We start from the raw sequence: 19796 nt of genomic DNA on the forward strand, positions 1-19796 counted from the left end.
CCCATGACGCTTATTGGCCTCATCGACCGCAAGGGCTTGATCTTCCTCGCGGTGCTCGCCGCCTTCGCGGTGGCGGTTCCGGTCCTGAACCTGATGACCGCGCCGGGCTCGGCCGTGCATGTGCCGACCTACGCGGTCTCGCTGATGGGCAAGTATCTCACCTACGCGATCCTGGCGCTGAGCCTCGATCTCGTCTGGGGCTATTGCGGCATCCTCTCCCTCGGCCACGGCGCCTTCTTCGCCCTCGGCGGCTACGCGATGGGCATGTACCTGATGCGCCAGATCGGCCCGCGCGGCGTCTACGGCCATCCGGTCCTGCCCGACTTCATGGTTTTTCTGAACTACAAGGAACTGCCCTGGTACTGGTACGGATTCGACTCCTTTCCCTTCGCGGCCGCGATGGTGCTGCTCGTCCCCGGGCTCCTCGCCTTCGTGTTCGGCTGGCTCGCCTTCCGCTCGCGGGTCACCGGCGTCTACCTGTCGATCATCACCCAGGCGATGACCTTCGCGCTCATGCTCGCTTTCTTTCGCAACGACATGGGGCTCGGCGGCAACAACGGGCTCACCGACTTCAAGGACATCCTGGGCTTCAACGTGCAGGCGCAGGGTACCCGCGTGGCGCTGTTCGGGCTGTCCGCGGTGGCGCTGGCGCTCGCCTATCTCCTCGCCCGCTTCATGACGGTCTCGGCCTACGGCAAGGTGCTGATCGCGATCCGGGACGCGGAATCGCGCACGCGCTTCCTCGGCTACCGCACGGCGCATTTCAAGGTTCTGGCCTTCACGGTCTCCGCCATGATGGCGGGCGTGGCGGGGGCCCTCTACGTGCCGCAGGTCGGCATCATCAACCCGTCCGAGTTCACGCCTGCCAACTCGATCGAGGCGGTGATCTGGGTCGCGGTCGGCGGCCGCGGCACGCTCGTCGGCGCGGCGCTGGGCGGCGTCCTCGTGAACTACGCCAAGACCCTGCTCACGGGCGCGATGCCGGATGCGTGGCTGTTCATGCTCGGCGCCCTCTTCGTCGTCGTCACCCTGTTCCTGCCGCGCGGCATCGTCGGGACGCTCGCCGAGCGCTTCGATGGCCGGCCGGCGGCCCTGCCCGGTCCGGCGCCGGGCGAGCCCGCCCTCGCCGAGGAAGGACGCCAGTCATGAGCGCTGCGATCGCCCTGGATGCAGCCCCGCAGGACCGCCGCCTCACCAACGCACTGCTCTATGTCGACGACATCAGGGTCACGTTCGACGGCTACCGGGCGCTGCGCGGCCTGTCGCTGACCCTGATGCCCGGCGAGATGCGCGCCATCATCGGCCCGAACGGGGCCGGCAAGACCACCATGATGGACTGCATCACCGGCAAGACCCGGCCCGATTCCGGCGAGGTGCTGTTCGACGGTCTGCACGACCTCACCCGGATGGACGAGGCGGCCATCGCGGAACTCGGCATCGGCCGCAAGTTCCAGAAGCCCACATTGTTCGAGAGCCACACGGTCGCCGACAACATCCTGCTCGCGCTGAAGGGCCCGCGGGGTGCGACGGCCTCGCTGTTCGGCTGGCGCAACCGCATCGCGGCGGAGCGCATCGACGCGATCCTGACGACGACCGGGCTCCTCGCCCACCGGGCGCGGCCGGCCGCCGACCTCTCCCACGGCCAGAAGCAATGGCTGGAGATCGGCATGCTCCTCGCGCAGGACCCAAAACTCCTGCTCGTCGACGAGCCGGTGGCCGGCATGACCGATGCCGAGACTGAGGCGACCGCGACGCTGCTGCGCCGCATCGCCCGCGATCACGCGGTCATCGTCGTCGAGCACGACATGCATTTCGTGCGCGCCCTGGATTGCCGCGTCACCTGCCTGCACGAGGGCGCGGTGCTGGCCGAGGGCTCGATCGATTCCGTCTCGGCCGACCCGCGGGTGGTCGAGGTCTATCTGGGTCGCTGAAGGGACCGGCGCGATGCTCAACGTCGAGGCGATCGACCTCCATTACGGTGCGGCGCAGGCCCTGCGCGGCGTCTCGCTGCAGGCGGAGATCGGCAAGGTGACGGCCGTGCTCGGCCGCAACGGCGTCGGCAAGACCTCGCTGATGCGCGCCATCGTCGGCCAGCAGCCGGTCTCGGCGGGCGCGATCCGGCTCGACGGCCGGGACATCAGCCGGCTCGCCCCCTACGACCGGGCGCGCCGCGGCATCGCCTTCGTGCCGCAGGGCCGCGAAATCTTCCCGCTGCTCACCGTCAAGGAGAACCTGGAGACCGGCTTCGCGCCGCTCAAGCGCCGCGACCGCTATGTGCAGGGTGAGATCTACGACCTGTTCCCGGTCCTCAAGGACATGCTGGGCCGGCGCGGCGGCGACCTCTCGGGCGGCCAGCAGCAGCAGCTCGCCATCGGCCGGGCGCTCGTCACGCGTCCCCGCCTCCTCGTCCTCGACGAGCCGACCGAGGGCATCCAGCCCTCGATCATCAAGGAGATCGGCCGGGCCATCGACTACCTGCGCGCGAAGGGCGAGATGGCGATCGTGCTGGTCGAGCAGTATTTCGAATGGGCGCGCGACCTCTGCGATTCCTACGCAGTGATGGATCGCGGCCAGGTGGTCGAGGCCGGGCCGCGATCCGGGATGGTCGAGGCGCAGGTGCGGCGGTGGCTGTCGGTTTAGGGCCTATCAACGCCTCAGAAACAGGCCGAGCCCATTGCCGTTGAGATATTCGATCGTCACTTCGCGCGCCGGCTCGTTGCCGGTCCGTTTGAATGCGATCGACGACAGCGAACCATCGGCTTGGTTCTCGCTGGAAGGGCTAACCAAAAACATGTCACCGTCCCAGTGCGTCAACATGTACGATTTGCCCGAAAGGCCGATCCTCAGCTCCAGATGGCCATTCGCCTCGACGATCTCGGCGTTGCCGAAATAAGGGTTGGCATAGCTACCGATATAGGATGAAAGCTTTGCCGCCGGCGCTGGAGTGGTGGGTGGTGACTTGCCGACAAGGTCGCCCGTCGGCGCCAAGAGCTCCGACATCGCTGCCCTATAGGCGGCAAGCCAATCCCGCGTGACCATGCTGAACTGGACAAGGTCCATGAAGGAGGCGCCGAGTGCCTCCGCTGCACCGCCCGGTCCCGCGTTGGTCAGCACGACAATTCCGACCCCAGCCGATGGGATCATCGCGTAATGGGTTCCGGCCCCCAGCGCGAAGGCGCCGGAATGACTGACAATCGTCCGGCCCGCCGGTGTGATTCCAACGCCGAATCCGTACCCGTAGAAGCTCGGCCTTGCGTCAACCGCGAAGGAGTGGGTCGAAATGGCCTCGGCCGTCACCGCCGGAAGCAGCGCATCCGCTGGAATGATCTGACGACCTTCGAATTTGCCGTTTTGCAGCATCAACGCCAACCATCGAGCGAGATCGTTTGCCGATGAACTGACGCCGCCCGCCGGCGACTGCGCGTCGGGCAGACGTTGATATTTCGGCAGGAAGGCGTCACCGACCTTCACATGCCCAAAGGCGCGATTCGACTGCTTTGCGAAATCAGCAAAGCGTGAGCTGGTCGCGGTCATGCCGAGCGGCTTGTAAAGGACATCTTCGGAAAGGCTTTCCCAGTCCTTGCCCGATGCTGCAGCTACGGCCTCCGCCGCTGCCGTCAAGCCGAAATTCGTATAAGCGTAAGTATCTCGAAAGCTGCGAAGCGGCAGCAGGCGCAGGCGCTCCAGCACGGTTCGTCGGTCATAGCCGAAATCTTCCAAATCATCGCCGGCATGCTCCGGCAAACCAGAGCGATGGCTGAACATATCGGCAATGGTGACATGCTGCGTGATCCACGGGTCACCAAGCCTGAACCAGGGCAGGTGCGCCACGAGAGGCGTGTCCCACTTGATGGTGCCCAGTCCAACCTCATGGGCGACAACGCTGGCCGCAAGGGATTTCGAAAGCGACGCGATCTGAAACACGGTATCTGCGTCGATCGGTTGGCTCTCGCCGATTTTCCGGACGCCAAAACCCTTCGCATATACCGTCTTGCCATCCCGCACCACCGCGACTGCCATGCCCGGCACGCCGCTCCTCTTCATGACGTCGCTGGCGATCGCATCGAGACTGGCGATAGCCTTGTCGATCTGGCCATTGGATATGGGAATGCCGGCCGTCTGGGGCGGTGACGTTTCCGCAAGGCTCGGTGTTGGCGCGCTAGTCGAGATAAGACATAAGGCAACTAGCTTTGCGGGAATTACCCTCGTGATCGAGCGAAGTGTCGCAACGGATTCCAGCAAGGACATGATGTGGCGCTCCGGTGTTGTAACGCCTATCGGATCAACAGCGGTCATTGCCGTCATCCAATCGTTGTCGCGTAATCGATCTCTCTCTATCAAAACCTATGATTGCTGGCCACGCTGGACGTCGGAAGAAGGGCGTGATTGGACGCGACGTCCGTCGATCACGAACGTCCGCTTTCGGGTACCGAGCCACAATGTCCGCTCAGGGCGGATTCTGTTGAAAAACTCCGCTGTTGCGGCGGTAGTCGCGGGGTGATTCACTCCTGTCGAAAGACGGAGATCGAAGCAGATGATGGGACCTCGGCAAGTCGAGCAGGGCGCCCTGTTTTACGAGTTCTCGCTCGATACCCACGTACCCGCCGACCATCTCCTGCGCGCCATCGACCGCTTCGTCGACCTGTCGGGCCTACGCGCGCACCTGCGTCCCTTCTACAGCACCACGGGTCGGCCTTCGGTCGATCCCGAGCTGATGGTTCGCATGCTGCTCGTCGGCTACTGCTTCGGCATCCGCTCCGAGCGCCGTCTGTGCGAGGAGGTGCATCTCAACCTCGCCTACCGCTGGTTCTGCCGGCTCGGGTTGGATGGCGCGGTGCCCGACCACTCGACCTTCTCCAAGAACCGACACGGTCGTTTCCGTGACAGCGACCTGCTGCGCGAGGTGTTCGAGACCACCGTGCAGCGCTGCATCGAGGAGGGGCTGGTCGGTGGCGAGGGCTTCGCGGTCGATGCCAGCCTGATCCGGGCCGATGCCAACAAGCAGCGCTCCGCAGACGCCTCCGAGGCCGTCGACTGGAACGATCTCGCCCGGATCCGCCGGTCGGTGCGCGAGTACCTCGACACCCTCGACGAAGCCGCCTGGGGAGCAGCGAGCGAGGTCCAGCCGAAGTTCGTCTCCCGCTCCGACCCGGCGGCGCAGTGGACGGGCGCGCTGAAGGGCCATGCCTTCTTCGCCTACGCCACCAACTACCTGATCGACCTCGACCACGCCGTGATCGTCGATGTCGAGGCCAGCCGCGCCATCCGGCAGGCGGAGGTCGGGGCAGCCCGCACCATGATCGCGCGCGCGCAGGACCGCTTCGGGCTGTGGCCGGCCCGGCTTGCGGCCGACAGTGCCTACGGGTCGGCCGAGCAGCTCGCTTGGCTCGTGCACGAGCGCGGGATCGAGCCGCACATCCCCGTCTTCGACAAGTCCGAGCGCCGCGATGGCACCTTCAGCCGGTCAGCCTTCACCTACGACCCTGCAGCCGATGCCTACACCTGCCCGGCCGGCCACCCATTGCGGCCACGCCAGAAGGTCTATCGGACGCCGTTCCCGCTCGTCGACGACGATGGCATGATGCGCTACCGGGCCAGCAAGCGCGACTGCGACGCCTGCGCGCTGAAGCCACGATGCTGCCCCACCACACCCGCCCGCAAGATCCCGCGCTCGATCCACGAAGGCGCCCGGCAGATGGCGCGCGACATCTGCGCCTCGGAGGAGGGCCGCACCTCGCGGCGCGAGCGCAAGAAGGTCGAGATGTTGTTCGCCCACCTCAAGCGAATCCTGAAGCTGGATCGGCTGCGGCTGCGGGGTCCGAACGGGGCCCGGGACGAGTTCCACCTCGCCGCAGCGGCCCAGAACCTCAGGAAGCTCGCCCAGCTGATCCCGCTACAGCAGCTGAGCCCGGCCTGATCGGCCGGGATCCCCCTCATGTTGGATCGGCTCGCTCAGCCGATCGGTGCTCGATCCAGATCGCCCGCGAGTTTTTCAACGAAATCGGCGCGAAGCGTCCGTCGGCTCAGCGTCCGCAGAGTCTCGGAAGCCGCCCTTAGCATGGCCAGGCCGATTGGGTTTTGACCCTGGAGCAGGATCCGTTCATGGTGGAACGGATCCTGCTCCAGGTTTTTGATTCTTCGCATTATCTGCGACGGATCGGCGCAAAGGCGCGCGCGAAATCAAGACCTCAAGAGCCGTGACACGGCTCCAAGTCATTGATTGTCCCGGCCCCCGGTGCGATCGGACGAGACCGGGTCACGAGTTGGCCTTGTCCGACGGATTTCTCGTCAGTTCCTTGAGCTTGTCGGACATCGGGAAGGCGAGATTGACGCCGTGCGGCGGAATCGGGCTCTCGAACCACTTGGCGTAGAGGTCGGCAAACGCACCGGACTTCATCAGCCCGATCAGCGTCTCGTCCACCACGGCCTTGAAGGCCGGATCGTCCCGCCGGAACATCAGGGCATACGGATCCGCGGAATACGCCTTGTCCAGGATCTTGAACCGGGCGGGCTCCTTCGCATTCGCCTTCACGCCAGCCAGCAGGATGTCGTCCTCCATGAAGGCCGAGGCCCGCCCGGTCTCGACGAGTAGGAAGCTCTCCGCGTGGTCCTTGCCCTGCGTGATAGTGAGCTGGAGCTTCTGCTCCTGGTTGAGCTTGTTCAGGAACTGCGCGGTGTTGGTGCCGGCCGTCACCACGACATTCCGCCCCTTGAGGTCATCGGGCGAGGAAATCCCGCTGTCGACGCGGGTCAGCCACTTGAACTGCGCCACGAAGGTCGAGACCGAGAAGGCGACCTGCTTCTGGCGCGCGAGCTGGTTGGCCGTCGACCCGCATTCCAGGTCGACAGTCCCGTTGGCGACGAGCGGCAGCCGCGTGGCCGAGTTGACCGGGTTGTAGGCGACCTTCAGGTCGCTCAAGGAGAGCTTCTTCTTCACCGCTTCGACGACATGGCCGCACAGGTCCATCGAGAAGCCGATCGGCTTCTGGTCGTTGTCGAGATAGGAGAACGGCACCGAGGATTCGCGGTAGCCGATGACGATGGTGCCGGTCTCCTTGATCTTCTTCAACGTGCCAGTCAGCTCCTCGGCTCGCGCCGGCAGGAGGGCTGCCGTTAGGGCAAGCGTCATCATTGCGGCTGCAGCCGCTCGCATCAGGCGTCGCATGGTCGATATCCTCCGGTTTGGGCGGGCCTGGATCCGGCCAGGCGGCAGGGTTGCGCCGCTCTCAGGCGGCTTGGGCGATCGCCGCATCGAGGGCCTCGCCGAGGCGCTCCACGATCGTATCCACGGTCGCGGCATCGATGATGAAGGGGGGCGCCAGGAGCACGTGGTCTCCGTGCACGCCGTCGATGGTGCCGCCGGCCGGATAGACCGCCAGCCCGCGCTCCATCGCCTCGCGCTTGACGCGCCCGTTGAGCTTCAGGGCGGGGGCGAAGGGCGCCTTGCTGCCCCGGTCCTCGACCAGCTCCACGCCCATGAACAGGCCCCGGCCGCGGATGTCGCCGACATGCGGGTGGTTGCCGAAGCGCTCGGTGAGCCGACGCCGCAGGTGCCGGCCCATCGCCTTCACGTTGTCGAGGAGGTTTTCGCGGGCGATCACCTCCTGCACGGCAAGCGCCGCCGCGCAGGCCATCGGGTGACAGATGTAGGTGTGCCCGTGCTGGAACAGGCCCGAGCCGTTGGCGAAGGCGTCGTAGATCCTGCCGCTCAGGAACGTCGCGCCGATCGGCTGGTAGCCGCCTCCAAGCCCCTTGGCGACCGGCATCAGATCCGGCGCGACGCCGTCCTGTTCGCAGGCATGCAGCGTTCCCGTGCGGCCCATGCCGCACATCACCTCGTCGAGGATGAGGAGCACGCCGTAGCGGTCGCAGATCTCGCGCACGCGGCGCAGATATCCGGTCGCGGCCGGCACGGCGCCGGCCGTCGCGCCCACCACCGGCTCGGCCACGAAGGCCATCACGGTTTCGGGGCCCAGTTCCAGGAGCTTGTCCTCCAGCGCCTGGGCGGCCCGCAGGCCGTATTCCGCCTCGCTCTCGCCGGGCCGCTGGTAGCGATAGGCGTAGCAGGGGTCGATGTGGTGCGTCTCGATCAGGAGCGGCCTGAACTGCGCCCGGCGCCATTCGTTGCCGCCGGCGGCGAGCGCGCCCAGCGTGTTGCCGTGGTAGCTCTGACGCCGGGCGACGATCCGGCTGCGCCCGGGCTGCCCGATCTCGACGAAATACTGGCGGGCCATCTTGAGCGCCGCCTCGACGGCCTCCGAGCCGCCGGACACGAAGTAGACGTAGTCGAGGTCCGCGGGGGCGTCAGTGACGAGCCGCTCGGCAAGGGCCTCGGCCGGCTCGCTCGTGAAGAAGCTGGTATGCGCGTAAGCCAGCCTGTCGGCCTGGGCGTGCAAAGCCGCGATCACGTCCGGATGGCCGTGGCCGAGGCAGGACACCGCGGCACCGCCCGATGCGTCGATATAGGCGCGCCCCTCCTGGTCGAACAATTCGACGCCGCGGCCGCCCGTGGCGGTGCGTAAGGGGGCGTGGATCTGTCGGTGCAGGATGCGGGTCATGACGATTTCCGTGTGGCCGGGGGTGTCCAGTGGATGCCGAAGGCGGCGAGTTGCGCCTCGGTGCGCCGGATGGCGGCGAGCGACGCCTGCCCGCCTCGGCCGGCAAGGAGGGCGGCGAGCACCTCGCCGACGACGAAGGCCGGCGCGACGGTGTGGAAGAACGAGGGGCTGTCGGTCGGGACGACGATGGTCTCCCGGGCGACACCGGCGAGCGGCGATACCAGGCTGTCGGTCACCGCCACGACCGGCACGCCCTGGTTGTCCGCGTATTGCGCGGTCTCGATCGTCGCGCGCGTGTAGGGAGCGATGCTGGCTGCCAGGAGGACGTCCCGGGTTGTGGCCGAGCGGATCGGATCGAGGCCGGTCCCGGCGCCGGCATCGAGAAGCACGGCCCGCTCGCCGAGGAACGACATCACGTAGGCGAACTGCGCCACCACGGGATGGCAGGAGCGGAGGCCGAGACAGTAGATGCGCTCGGCGGAGGCGAGCCGTCCCGCGGCCGTGACGAGGCGATCGAGGGCCGGCGGCTCGGTGAGCCGCCCGATCTGCGCGTGGACCGACGCGATGATCTCGGCAGCGAGTGCCCTCTCGCCCTTGGCCTTCTGATGGGCGACCTGGGTTCCGGCCTTGCCGGAGAAGCCGAGCGAGCCCTCACGGACCGCGGCGGCGTAGAGCGCCCGGACATCGTCGTAGCCGGGCAAGCCGAGACGCTGGGCGAGGCGCGTCATCGAGTGGGGCTGGACGCCTGCCCGGCGGGCCTGCTCGCGCATGGAGAGAAGCGCAACGTCGTTCGGATGCTCCAGGACGAAACGGGCGGCCGCCTGCAGCTGGGGTCCCAGCGTCTCGAAGGTGGCGACGATCTCGTCGGTGAGCGGGCCGTGGTCCATGCGGGATTCTATACGCCTGTTCGCCGGCAGATGCAACAGATGTTGCCTGATCATACTGAGTGCAACATTTGATGCGCGCGTGGTCGTCCTGGGCAGCTTCTGGGCAACCGGGTCGCTGCGGCGGGCTTGGCCACTTCCGGTCCGTGTAGAGGGTGCGGGCGAGCCCCCGAAGGCGCCGCGGCGTCAAAATCCTTGCATTCGGGTGGCTGCCGGACTATCTGTTCGCCAACAGTTCTGTTCGCGGTCGATGAGGCTGCGGTGCGGGAGTGGGCCCCCCGGGGTCCGCTCTTTTTTATTGCCGCGAGCTTGGAAGGGCGCGAGCGGAACGCCAGCCCGTCCGCGAGGACGTCACGGCCCGACACCATGACCGACGCCCCAGACCATCACCCGGCCGATGCGGCCGAGAAGCGCCTGATCACCGAGACCGGCGTCGCCGCCCGCGTGGCGCAGATCGTCGAGCCCTCCCTCGAAGGGCTCGGCTTCCGCCTCGTGCGGGTGCGCGTCACCGGCCAGAACGGCTGCACGGTCCAGATCATGGCCGAGCGGCCGGACGGCACCATGACGGTGGAGGATTGCGAGTCGGTGAGCCGCACGATCTCGCCGCTCCTCGACGTCGATGACCCGATCGGCCGGGCCTACCACCTGGAGATCTCCTCGCCGGGGATCGATCGGCCGCTGGTGCGGGTCGGCGACTTCGCCCGCTGGGCGGGGCACGAGGCCAAGGTCGAGCTCACGGTGCCGCTGGAGGGCCGCAAGCGCTTCCGCGGCATCATCCGGGCGCCGGAGGGGGAGAGCGTGCGCATCGACCTCCCCGACGCCAAGGAGGGCACGCCGGCCTCCTACGATCTGAGGCTCCGCGACATCGGCGAGGCGCATCTCGTCCTCACCGACGCGCTCATCCGCGAGTCGCTCCGCCGCGGCTCCGCCCCCGTCGAGGATGAGGAGGGCGAAGGCGAGGCGCCCACCGCCCACTGACCGCACCACAACAACATCCCGCGCCGGAAGGCGCCCCGCATTTCAGGGAAGGATCACCACTCATGGCCGTCGTCAGCGCCAACCGGCTCGAACTCCTGCAGATCGCCGACGCCGTCGCCCGCGAGAAGGTCATCGACCGCTCCATCGTCATCGGCGCGATGGAGGAGGCGATCGCCAAGGCCGCCCGCTCCCGCTACGGCGCGGAGACCGACGTTCACGCCGAGATCGACCCGCGCACCGGCGCGCTGCGCCTCTCCCGCCACATGCTGGTGGTGGATCAGGTGGAGAACGACGCCCGCGAGATCGATCTCGAGACCGCCCGCCGCCACAATCCCGCGGCCCAGGTGGGCGACGTGATCGCCGACACCCTGCCGCCCTTCGATTTCGGGCGCGTCGCCGCGCAATCGGCCAAGCAGGTCATCGTCCAGAAGGTCCGCGACGCCGAGCGCGACCGGCAATACGAGGAGTACAAGGACCGCATCGGCGAGATCGTCAACGGCCTCGTCAAGCGCGTCGAGTACGGCAACGTCATCGTCGATCTGGGGCGCGGCGAAGGCATCGTGCGCCGCGACGAGAGCATCCCGCGCGAGACCTTCCGGCCGGGCGACCGCATCCGCGCCTACCTGTTCGATGTCCGCCGCGAGGTGCGCGGGCCGCAGATCTTCCTGTCGCGCTCGCACCCGCAATTCATGGCGAAGCTCTTCGCCCAGGAGGTGCCCGAGATCTACGACGGCATCGTCGAGGTGAAGGCGGTGGCCCGCGATCCGGGCTCGCGCGCCAAGATCGCGGTGATCTCCCGCGATTCGTCCATCGACCCGGTCGGCGCCTGCGTCGGCATGCGCGGCTCGCGCGTCCAGGCGGTGGTCGGCGAGCTGCAGGGCGAGAAGATCGACATCATCCCGTGGTCGCAGGATCAGGCGACCTTCATCGTCAACGCCCTGCAGCCGGCCGAGGTCGTCAAGGTCGTGCTCGACGAGGAGGCCGACCGCATCGAGGTGGTGGTGCCCGACGACCAGCTCTCGCTCGCCATCGGCCGGCGCGGCCAGAACGTGCGGCTCGCCTCGCAGCTCACCGGCTGGGACATCGACATCCTGACCGAGGCCGAGGAATCGGAGCGCCGGCAGAAGGAGTTCATCGAGCGCACCAACGCCTTCATGGAGGCGCTGGACGTCGACGAGACCGTCGGCCAGCTGCTCGCGGCGGAGGGTTTCCGCTCCGTCGAGGAGATCGCCTATGTCGAGCCGGGCGACATCGCCAACATCCAGGGCCTCGATGAGGAGACCGGCGCCGAGATCCAGACGCGCGCCCGCGACTACCTTGCCCGGATCGAATCCGAGAACGATGCCCGCCGCAAGGAGCTCGGCGTCTCCGACGAGCTGCGCGAGATCGACGGCATCACCACCCCGATGCTGGTGGCGCTCGGCGAGAACGACGTGAAGACCATCGAGGATCTCGCCGGCTGCGCCACCGACGACCTCGTCGGCTACACCGAGGGCCGCGGGGCCGAGGCGGTGCGCCACGCAGGCTACCTCGACGGCTTCGACCTCTCCCGCGCCGAGGCGGAGGCGATGATCGTCGCCGCCCGCGTGCGGGCCGGCTGGATCGAGGCCGCTCCGGAGGCGCCGGCCGAGGACGAGCAGGCCCTGGAGGAGTCCGAGGGCCAGCCTACCTGATCACCATCGGTGACGAAGACGGCGCGGGGCTCCGGCTCGCCGAGAGCGAGGCTCCCGCACCGCCCATCGACCCCGACCCCGCGAGACGACGCCAGCGCAGCGATGCAGGACACCGACACCCCCGCCGACGACCTGCCCCCCGGCATCCTCGATGCCGGGGTCGGGCGCGGGCGCGCGCATGCGGAGCGGACCTGCCTCGTCACCCGCACGGCGCAGAACCCCTCCGGGCTGATCCGCTTCGCCCTGTCGCCCGACGGCGCCGTGGTGCCGGATCTCAAGGCCCGCCTGCCGGGCCGCGGGGCCTGGGTCACGGCGACCCGGGCGGCGGTGACCGAGGCCGTGCGCAAGCGGCTGTTCCAGCGCGCCTTCAAGGGCAGGGCGACCGTGGTCCCGGCCGATCTCGCGGACGTGATCGAGGCCGGCCTGCGGCAGGATCTCCGGCAGGCCCTCTCGCTCGCCAACAAGGCTGCTTGCGTCGTCACCGGCTTCACCAAGGTGGAGAGCGCGGTGGCGAGCCCGGCGGGCATCGCCGCCCTGGTGCATGCGAGCGACGCCAGCCCCGACGGGCGCCGCAAGCTCGCCCAGGCATTGCGCCGCCGCTACGGCGATGCCATATCGGGGATCCCGGTGGTGGACGATCTGTCCAGTGAAGAATTGGACATGGCCTTGGGCCGGGATCATGTGATACACGCTGCCCTCGTCGCGGGAGCCGGCACGACCGGCTTGCTCGCGCGTTGGCGTCGGCTCCGCACATTTCGCGGTGCGGAGGCCGCGACCGGGGATGTCGGACTGGCGCCGCACGGCGACGCCGACACGGCCCTCCCGGACGACGTCCAGGCTGATGGAACGTAGATCATGACCGGTCCCCGGACGGCCGGTGAGTGAGGAAGTGGGATCGGCCCGATGCGGGCCCGTTCCCGGGATGCAGGTGGGAGGCGGCCTCCGGGAGGCCGGATCCCGGGACGATGAGAACCCCCAGGATCTGAACTGAATGAGTGAGACGAAGAATCCGGGCGACAAGACGCTGCACGCTGGCCCCGCCAAGACGCTCTCCGTGAAGCGTCCGGTGGAGCAGGGCATCGTGCGCCAGAGCTTCTCCCATGGCCGCTCGAAGTCGGTCGTGGTTGAGACGGTGAAGCGTCGCGTCATCGGTGCCCCGCAGGCGCCGGCTGCCCCGAAGGAGACGGCCCCCGCGCCGGCGCCGAGCCGGCCCGCCGCGAGCGCCCCGGCGTCGCGCTCCGAGTCGCGTCAGGCGCCCGCGCGCTCGGGCGTGGTGCTGCGCACCCTGAGCGACCAGGAGCAGAGCGCCCGCCTCGCCGCCCTGGCGGATGCCCGCCGTCGCGAGGAGGAGGACCGCCGCCGCGCCGCCGAGGAGGCCCGCCGCCGGGCCGAGCGCGAGGCTGCCGAGGCCCGCGAGCGCGAGGCCGCGGAGGCCCGCAAGCGCGAGGAAGAGGAGCGCCGCCGCCAGGAGGAGGCCCGCAAGCGGCGGGCCGCCGAGGAGGCCGAGCGCCGCATGAACGAGGAGGCGGCCCGCGCCGCCGCGGCGGCTGCAGCCCCTGCGGCTCCGGCCGCTCGTCCGGCTGCTGCTGCTCCGGCGGCCCCGGCGCCGCGTCCGGCCGCCCCAGCGGCCGCTCCCGCTCGTCCGGCGGCTCCTGCGCGTCCCGCGGCTCCTGCGCGTCCCGCGGCTCCTGCGCGTCCCGCGGCTCCTGCGCGTCCCGCGGCTTCCGCGCGTCCGGCCGCGCCCGCCGAGCCGCGCCGCGTCATCACGGCCGATGCGCGCAAGCCCCGCGACCTCAACTTCATGGCCCGTCCGGCCCCGAAGCCGCCGGAGCCCAAGCCCGAGCCGAAGCCGGCAGCGAGCGCAACCCCTGCGCCCGGCGCCACGACCGCGCGGCCGGCCTCCGGCCGTCCGGCGCCGGCCGCGGCCGACGACGAGGCGGATACCAAGCGGGTGATCCGGCGGCCCGGCATGCCGCTGAAGATCATCACCCCGCCGAAGACGCCGAAATCGCCGGGCGGCGACCGCAACCGCGGCCGCCTGACCATCGCGACCGCGACCTCCGGCGAGGAGGAGCGGACCCGCTCACTCGCCTCCTTCCGCCGCCGGACCCAGCGCCTCACCGGCCACCGGCAGGTGGAGCAGAAGGAGAAGCTGTCGCGCGAGGTGGTCATCCCCGAGACGATCACCATCCAGGAGCTCGCCAACCGCATGAGCGAGCGCGCGGTGGACGTCATTCGCCTGCTCATGAAGCAGGGCCAGATCCACAAGATCACCGACGTGATCGACTCGGATACGGCCCAGCTGATCGCCGAGGAACTCGGCCACACGGTCCGCCGCGTGGCGGAGTCGGATGTCGAAGAGGGCCTGTTCGACGAGCCCGATATCGACGAGGACACCCAGCCGCGTCCGCCGGTCGTGACCATCATGGGTCACGTCGACCACGGCAAGACCTCGCTGCTCGACGCCATCCGCAACGCCAACGTCGTCGAGGGCGAGGCGGGCGGCATCACGCAGCATATCGGCGCCTACCAGGTCTCCTCGCCCTCGGGCGGCAAGATCACCTTCATCGACACTCCCGGCCACGCAGCCTTCACCTCCATGCGCGCCCGCGGCGCCAAGGTGACGGACATCGTCGTGCTGGTGGTGGCGGCCGATGACGGCGTCATGCCCCAGACGGTCGAGGCCATCGCCCACGCCAAGGCGGCCGAGGTGCCCCTCGTCGTGGCGATCAACAAGATCGACAAGCCCGACGCCAACCCGCAGCGGGTGCGCAACGAACTCCTCCAGCACGACGTTCAGGTGGAGTCGATGGGCGGCGAGACCCTCGAATTCGAGGTCTCGGCCAAAACCAGGCAGGGTCTCGACGACCTCCTGGAGGGCCTCGCCCTGCAGGCCGAGATCCTGAACCTGCGCGCCAACCCCGACCGCTCGGCGGAAGGCACCGTGATCGAGGCGAAGCTCGACCGCGGCCGCGGCCCGGTCGCGACCGTGCTGGTCGCCCGCGGCACGCTGCACACCGGCGACATCGTGGTGGCGGGTGCCGAATGGGGCCGCGTGCGCGCCCTCATCGACGATACCGGCCGCAACGTGCGGGAGGCGGGCCCGGCGGTTCCCGTCGAGGTGCTCGGCTTCAACGGCACGCCGGAGGCGGGCGACCGCGTCGCGGTGGTCGAGAACGAGGCCCGCGCCCGCGAGGTCACCGAGTACCGCGCCCGCATGAAGCGCGAGCGCGCCGCCGCGGCGGGCTCCGCCTCGGGCCGCTCGCTCATGGACATGATGCGCGACCTCAAGGAGGGCGCCGGCCGCAAGGAGCTTCCGCTCGTCGTCAAGGGCGACGTGCAGGGCTCCGTGGAGGCCATCGCGGGGGCCCTCGACAAGCTCGGCAACGAGGAGGTCGGCGCGCGCATCCTGCACACGGGCGTGGGCGGCATCACCGAGTCGGATATCACGCTAGCCCAGGCCTCGGGCGCGGTGGTGATCGGCTTCAACGTGCGCGCCCACAAGGAGGCCCGCGAAGCCGCCGAACGGGCCGGCGTCGAGATCCGCTACTACAACATCATCTACGACCTCGTGGATGACGTGAAGGCGGTGATGTCGGGGCTGCTGCCGCCGACCCTGCGCGAGGAGCGCCTCGGCGAGGCCCGGATCCTCGAGATCTTCAACGTCTCGAAGGTCGGCAAGATCGCGGGCTGCCGCGTCGAGGACGGCCGCGTCGAGCGCGGCGCCCAGGTCCGGCTCATCCGCGACAACGTCGTCGTCCACGAGGGCAAGCTCTCGCAGCTCAAGCGCTTCAAGGACGATGCCCGCGAGGTCACGGCCGGCCAGGAATGCGGCATGGCGTTCGAGAACTACCAGGACATGCGCGTCCGGGACGTGATCGAGTGCTACATCGTTCATGAGGAGCGGCGGACGCTCTGATCCGCGCCTGACGCCGTTCGGCCGCCTCGCCGGGCGGCCCCTTTCTGCCGAGCCCGGGGCGTCTCATCGCCTCGGGCTCGTCGGTTCAGGCTCCGAGGCATCACCCCTGCCGGTGCGCGGCGCGACCGCGCGCGGCCCGGTTCAAGCCCGGATTGAAGACCATGCGCAAACCGACCGAATCCGCCGGCCCCACGCAGCGCCAGCAGCGCGTGGCCGAGCTCGTGCGCCACGCCATCGCGGAGGTGCTGAGCCGGGGCGACCTGCAGGACCCGGTGCTGAGCCGGCATGTCATCACCGTGCCAGAGGTCCGCATGTCGCCGGACCTCAAGCTCGCCACCGCCTACGTGATGCCGCTCGGCGGCGAGGACGAGCAGCCCGTGATCGAGGCGCTGGAGCGCAATCGCAAGGTGCTGCGCCAGGAGGTGGCGCGGCGGGTGAACCTCAAATTCGCCCCGGACCTGCGCTTCCGCCGCGACGAGACCTTCGACGAGGCGGCGCGCATCGACAGGCTCCTGCGCAGCGACAAGGTGCAGCGGGATCTCGGCCCGGACCGCGATTCCGGGGAGTGAGGCACCGCGCCGCCTGAAACGGCGCGCTTCAACGACCATTGAAGAGATCGAGGGGGCGGCGCGGAAGGCTTCCGCAGGGCCGTCCGCCTCTTTTTGGGGACGGGATCGATGATGCACGAGGACCAGGCTGCCGGGGCCATGCCGGCTGCGCCGCCGCGCGAGGGCCGGCCGCCCCGCGGAAGGGGACGCCCGCAGGGCGACCGGCCCAAGCGCCGCGAGATCAGCGGCTGGGTCATCCTCGACAAGGGCGTCGGCATGACCTCGACCCATGCGGTCGCTGCCGTGAAGCGCGCGCTCAATGCCAAGAAGGCCGGCCATGCCGGCACCCTCGATCCGCTGGCCTCCGGCATCCTGCCGATTGCGCTTGGCGAGGCGACGAAGACCGTTCCCTTCGTCATGGACGGGCGGAAGGCCTACGTCTTCACCGTGACCTGGGGCACCGAGACCGACACCGACGACGCGGAGGGGCGCCCGGTCGCGATCTCCGACAAGCGCCCGACGCGCGAGGAGGTGGAGGCCGTGCTGCCGCGCTTCGTCGGCGCGATCGAGCAGGTGCCGCCGCGCTACTCCGCCATCAAGATCCAGGGCGAGCGCGCCTACGACCTCGCCCGCGACGGCGAGGTGATCGATCTCGTGGCCCGTCCGGTCCAGATCGACCGGCTCGCGGTGGTGGCCCACACGGAGGAGCGCACCATCATCGAGGCCGAATGCGGCAAGGGCACCTATGTGCGGGCGATCGCCCGCGATCTCGGCCGTGCGCTCGGCTGCCTCGGCCACGTCTCGGCCCTGCGCCGCACCCGCGTCGGACCCTTCGCGGAAGACCAGTCCTGCACCATCGGGGCGCTGGAGGCCGCGCAGGGCGAGGAGGTGCCGGCGGTGCTGCGTCCCGTCGAGACCGCGCTCGATGCGGTGCCCTGCGTGCCGGTCTCGCGCGACATGGCGCTGCGCCTGATGCGCGGCCAGTCGGTCATCCTGCGCGGGCGCGACGCCCCGGCCGCCGGCAAGGCCTACGCGACCTGCAACGGCATCCTGGTGGCGGTGGGCGATGTGGAGCGGGGCGAGCTGGTGCCTCACCGCGTCTTCCATCTCGGGGGTATTGCGGCCCGCCATGGCTGAGATCCTGTCCGCCGAGGATCCGCGGATCCTCTGGACCGAGGATGTCCTGCGCTACCGCGACACCGATGCGAACGGCCACGTGAACAACGCGGTCTTCGCAGGCTTCTGCGAGAGCGGGCGGGTGCAGTTCTTCGCCACGCACATCACGCCGGTGCTGCCGCCGGGCAGCGCCCTCGTCCTCGCCCGGTTCGTCATCGATTACCGGGCGGAGCTCCACTTTCCGGACCGCGTCCGCACCGGGACCTGGCTCGCCCGCCTCGGCCGCACCTCGATGGGGTTCCGCAACCGGATCACCGCGGGCGACCGGCTGGTTGGGGAGGCGGAAGCGACCTGCGTCCTTCTCGACGCGGCGACGCGGCGGCCGCGTCCGCTTGAGGGGGCGGCGCGGGCGGCGGCCGAGCAGCTGCTGATCCCGGCCCCGGCGGCGTGACGCCCCTTCGGCCCTTCCCCGCCCGGGGAACTGCCGTTGCCTCGGAGAGGCGGGGCTCGCGTCTGTCGGATGCAAAAGAGACTCGAAGGCCCTTCCCCATCCCGGACACCTGCTTGGCAGCCGCTCCGCTCCTCATGCTGAGGCGCGGGCGATCACAGATCGCACTGGCGATCGAAGATCGCGCAGGCTGCCTCGAAGCACCCCGGACCGGTGGTCCGGGCCAAACTGGTGTCTCGGAGCGCCGTTCAGGGGTGCTTCGAGGCTCGCTGCGGTGCGATCTTCGATCGCCAGCACCTCAGCATGAGGGCCGGGTTGGCTGCCCCAGAAGGAAGAACTCGCTCTGCCGCGATTTCATCCGCCAGGGTCGGCCCGGCCGGTGGTGAACTCATACGAATCCGACGGACACCCGGTCGTGATGGCGGTCCCCCGGATCCGGCGTCCTCGTCTCCTGGATGAATGCTACGGCCACACCTTGATCGCCACGGGCCGGCGCATGAGGTCGCGATCGGAGGTTATCGCGCAACCCTTCGTCCTCAGCGTCGCGTAGTAGAGCTCCGCGCGGTCGCCCACGTCGTCGAAGTTGCGGCCGCGCGCATCCCGGTCGATGAGCGACGGATAGCTGATCAACTCGCCGCCCGCCTTGCAGGGATCGTCGTAGAGGGTCGGGCCGGCGAGGAGCAGGCGCGGCTCGTCCCAGGCCAGGAGGTCGCGGGAGGTGGTCCAGTAGAAGCCCGAGCGCGGGAAGATCCCGCCTGCCGCGGCCTGGAAGACAGCGATCCAGGCGCCCGTCCCGCGGTGGCGGCTCACGGAGCCGACCGGAGCCGGGAAGGGGGCGATCGGCTTGCAGGCGCCCGCCGGCTTCGCCCCCCTGCGGTAGGGGTCCGGGAAGGCGGCGGTGAAATCCTTCCCGTCATAGGCCCGCCACCGGCCCGGGTCGCGCAGGTCGTCCGAGCGGAACAGGCAGACGCCGAAGGGCTGCCCGGCCCAGCCGGTATTCGAGGCGAAGAAGTACCAGTAGCCTGCGTCCTGCACGATGTTCGAGGGGTTGAAGAAACCCCGGTGGCGGCCCTGCTCGACCTCCTGGCGGAAGGGAGGGGCGGCCACCACGACGGGCGGCGATGCGCGCGTGAAGCTCGCGGCTCCATCCGTCGAGCGCGCGGCCAGGATCGTGTTGTACCAGCAGGCCATCGTCTCGCCGGAGATGCAGCGGCCGGGATGGGTCTCCGCGTGGTACTCGTGGTGGAGGAGGGCAAGGACCGTGCGGCCGTCCTCGGTCCAGGTGGCGGTGATCCAGCTGCGGTCGTCGTAGCGCTCGGGCTCCGCGGCGAGACCCGAATCGAGGACGATGCGGCAATCGAGCTTCAGGCTGTCGGCGTCCGGCCCGCGCAGGGCCCGGTTCCGGTAGTGCATCCCGAAGACGACCAGGGAGCCCGCCGCATCCCGGAAGGCGCGGGCCGGCGCATCCGGCACGTCGTGTCCGTCGCAGGCGTCGCGGCTCGCCTGGAACACCACCCGGGGCGGCCCGAGCAGCGTCAGGGCCGAGAGCGGCGGGCCGGGCTCGGCCCGCGGCGCGGTCAGGACCGCGGCGCAAAGCCACGCGGCGAGAAGGGGAAGGCGCATCGGCTCGACCTGGACTTTTCGCGCCAGCCTGTCCGACACTTGCTTGCGA

Annotated in this window: 16 protein-coding genes; 11 read left to right on the top strand and 5 right to left on the bottom strand. The window is 69.3% G+C overall.

Annotated elements, in window-relative coordinates:
• The first annotated feature begins 3 nt into the window (after window positions 1-3).
• Genes urtC through urtE form a run of 3 tightly spaced genes read left to right on the top strand, consistent with a single transcriptional unit; the run spans window position 4 to window position 2640 of the window.
• Window positions 4-1149, top strand: a complete 1146-nt coding sequence (gene urtC / locus MNOD_RS21705; RefSeq protein WP_015931111.1) for an urea ABC transporter permease subunit UrtC — start codon at window positions 4-6, stop codon at window positions 1147-1149.
• Window positions 1146-1931 carry an urea ABC transporter ATP-binding protein UrtD gene (gene urtD / locus MNOD_RS21710; protein WP_015931112.1) on the top strand — a complete coding sequence of 262 codons (786 nt, stop codon included), beginning with the start codon at window positions 1146-1148 and terminating at the stop codon, window positions 1929-1931. Before urtC ends, urtD begins: the two co-directional genes overlap by 4 nt.
• Window positions 1932-1944: 13 nt before the next feature.
• Window positions 1945-2640 carry an urea ABC transporter ATP-binding subunit UrtE gene (urtE, locus tag MNOD_RS21715; RefSeq protein WP_015931113.1) on the top strand — a complete coding sequence of 232 codons (696 nt, stop codon included), beginning with the start codon at window positions 1945-1947 and terminating at the stop codon, window positions 2638-2640.
• 6 nt (window positions 2641-2646) lie between these two features.
• On the opposite strand, the gene MNOD_RS21720 is transcribed toward urtE, so the two are convergent.
• On the bottom strand, window positions 2647-4296 hold the full coding sequence (locus tag MNOD_RS21720; protein WP_244424542.1) for a serine hydrolase: 1650 nt from the start codon (window positions 4294-4296) through the stop codon (window positions 2647-2649).
• A 238-nt stretch (window positions 4297-4534) separates the two neighbouring features.
• Between MNOD_RS21720 and MNOD_RS21725 the strand changes: the two genes are divergently transcribed.
• Window positions 4535-5917, top strand: coding sequence for an IS1182-like element ISMno9 family transposase (locus tag MNOD_RS21725; protein ID WP_012631264.1), 1383 nt, complete (start codon window positions 4535-4537; stop codon window positions 5915-5917).
• 339 nt (window positions 5918-6256) lie between these two features.
• On the opposite strand, the gene MNOD_RS21730 is transcribed toward MNOD_RS21725, so the two are convergent.
• From MNOD_RS21730 to MNOD_RS21740, 3 genes are all read right to left on the bottom strand, one after another.
• Complete coding sequence (locus MNOD_RS21730) at window positions 6257-7165, bottom strand: transporter substrate-binding domain-containing protein (RefSeq protein ID WP_015931115.1); 909 nt, start codon at window positions 7163-7165, stop codon at window positions 6257-6259.
• A 61-nt stretch (window positions 7166-7226) separates the two neighbouring features.
• Window positions 7227-8558, bottom strand: a complete 1332-nt coding sequence (locus MNOD_RS21735; protein ID WP_015931116.1) for an aspartate aminotransferase family protein — start codon at window positions 8556-8558, stop codon at window positions 7227-7229.
• Window positions 8555-9445 (bottom strand): MurR/RpiR family transcriptional regulator, encoded by an 891-nt coding sequence (locus MNOD_RS21740; protein ID WP_015931117.1) that lies wholly within the window; start codon window positions 9443-9445, stop codon window positions 8555-8557. Before MNOD_RS21740 ends, MNOD_RS21735 begins: the two co-directional genes overlap by 4 nt.
• Window positions 9446-9808: 363 nt before the next feature.
• Between MNOD_RS21740 and rimP the strand changes: the two genes are divergently transcribed.
• The 7 genes from rimP to MNOD_RS21775 all read left to right on the top strand — a co-directional run bounded on the left by rimP (window position 9809) and on the right by MNOD_RS21775 (window position 18127).
• On the top strand, window positions 9809-10420 hold the full coding sequence (rimP, locus tag MNOD_RS21745; RefSeq protein WP_043749208.1) for a ribosome maturation factor RimP: 612 nt from the start codon (window positions 9809-9811) through the stop codon (window positions 10418-10420).
• Window positions 10421-10482: 62 nt separating this feature from the next.
• Window positions 10483-12093 (top strand): transcription termination factor NusA, encoded by a 1611-nt coding sequence (nusA, locus tag MNOD_RS21750; protein WP_015931119.1) that lies wholly within the window; start codon window positions 10483-10485, stop codon window positions 12091-12093.
• A gap of 102 nt (window positions 12094-12195) precedes the next feature.
• Window positions 12196-12945, top strand: a complete 750-nt coding sequence (locus MNOD_RS21755; RefSeq protein ID WP_015931120.1) for an RNA-binding protein — start codon at window positions 12196-12198, stop codon at window positions 12943-12945.
• 139 nt (window positions 12946-13084) lie between these two features.
• Complete coding sequence (gene infB / locus MNOD_RS21760; protein ID WP_015931121.1) at window positions 13085-16012, top strand: translation initiation factor IF-2; 2928 nt, start codon at window positions 13085-13087, stop codon at window positions 16010-16012.
• A gap of 161 nt (window positions 16013-16173) precedes the next feature.
• Window positions 16174-16581, top strand: a complete 408-nt coding sequence (gene rbfA, locus MNOD_RS21765) for a 30S ribosome-binding factor RbfA (protein ID WP_015931122.1) — start codon at window positions 16174-16176, stop codon at window positions 16579-16581.
• Between the two features lie 108 nt (window positions 16582-16689).
• Window positions 16690-17697, top strand: coding sequence for a tRNA pseudouridine(55) synthase TruB (gene truB, locus MNOD_RS21770; RefSeq protein ID WP_015931123.1), 1008 nt, complete (start codon window positions 16690-16692; stop codon window positions 17695-17697).
• Window positions 17690-18127 carry an acyl-CoA thioesterase gene (locus tag MNOD_RS21775; RefSeq protein WP_015931124.1) on the top strand — a complete coding sequence of 146 codons (438 nt, stop codon included), beginning with the start codon at window positions 17690-17692 and terminating at the stop codon, window positions 18125-18127. Before truB ends, MNOD_RS21775 begins: the two co-directional genes overlap by 8 nt.
• A gap of 459 nt (window positions 18128-18586) precedes the next feature.
• On the opposite strand, the gene MNOD_RS21780 is transcribed toward MNOD_RS21775, so the two are convergent.
• On the bottom strand, window positions 18587-19747 hold the full coding sequence (locus MNOD_RS21780; RefSeq protein ID WP_015931125.1) for a hypothetical protein: 1161 nt from the start codon (window positions 19745-19747) through the stop codon (window positions 18587-18589).
• Between the last annotated feature and the right edge of the window lie 49 nt (window positions 19748-19796).

The sequence above is a fragment of the Methylobacterium nodulans ORS 2060 genome (genome assembly GCF_000022085.1).
GTDB classification, from domain to species: Bacteria; Pseudomonadota; Alphaproteobacteria; order Rhizobiales; family Beijerinckiaceae; genus Methylobacterium; species Methylobacterium nodulans.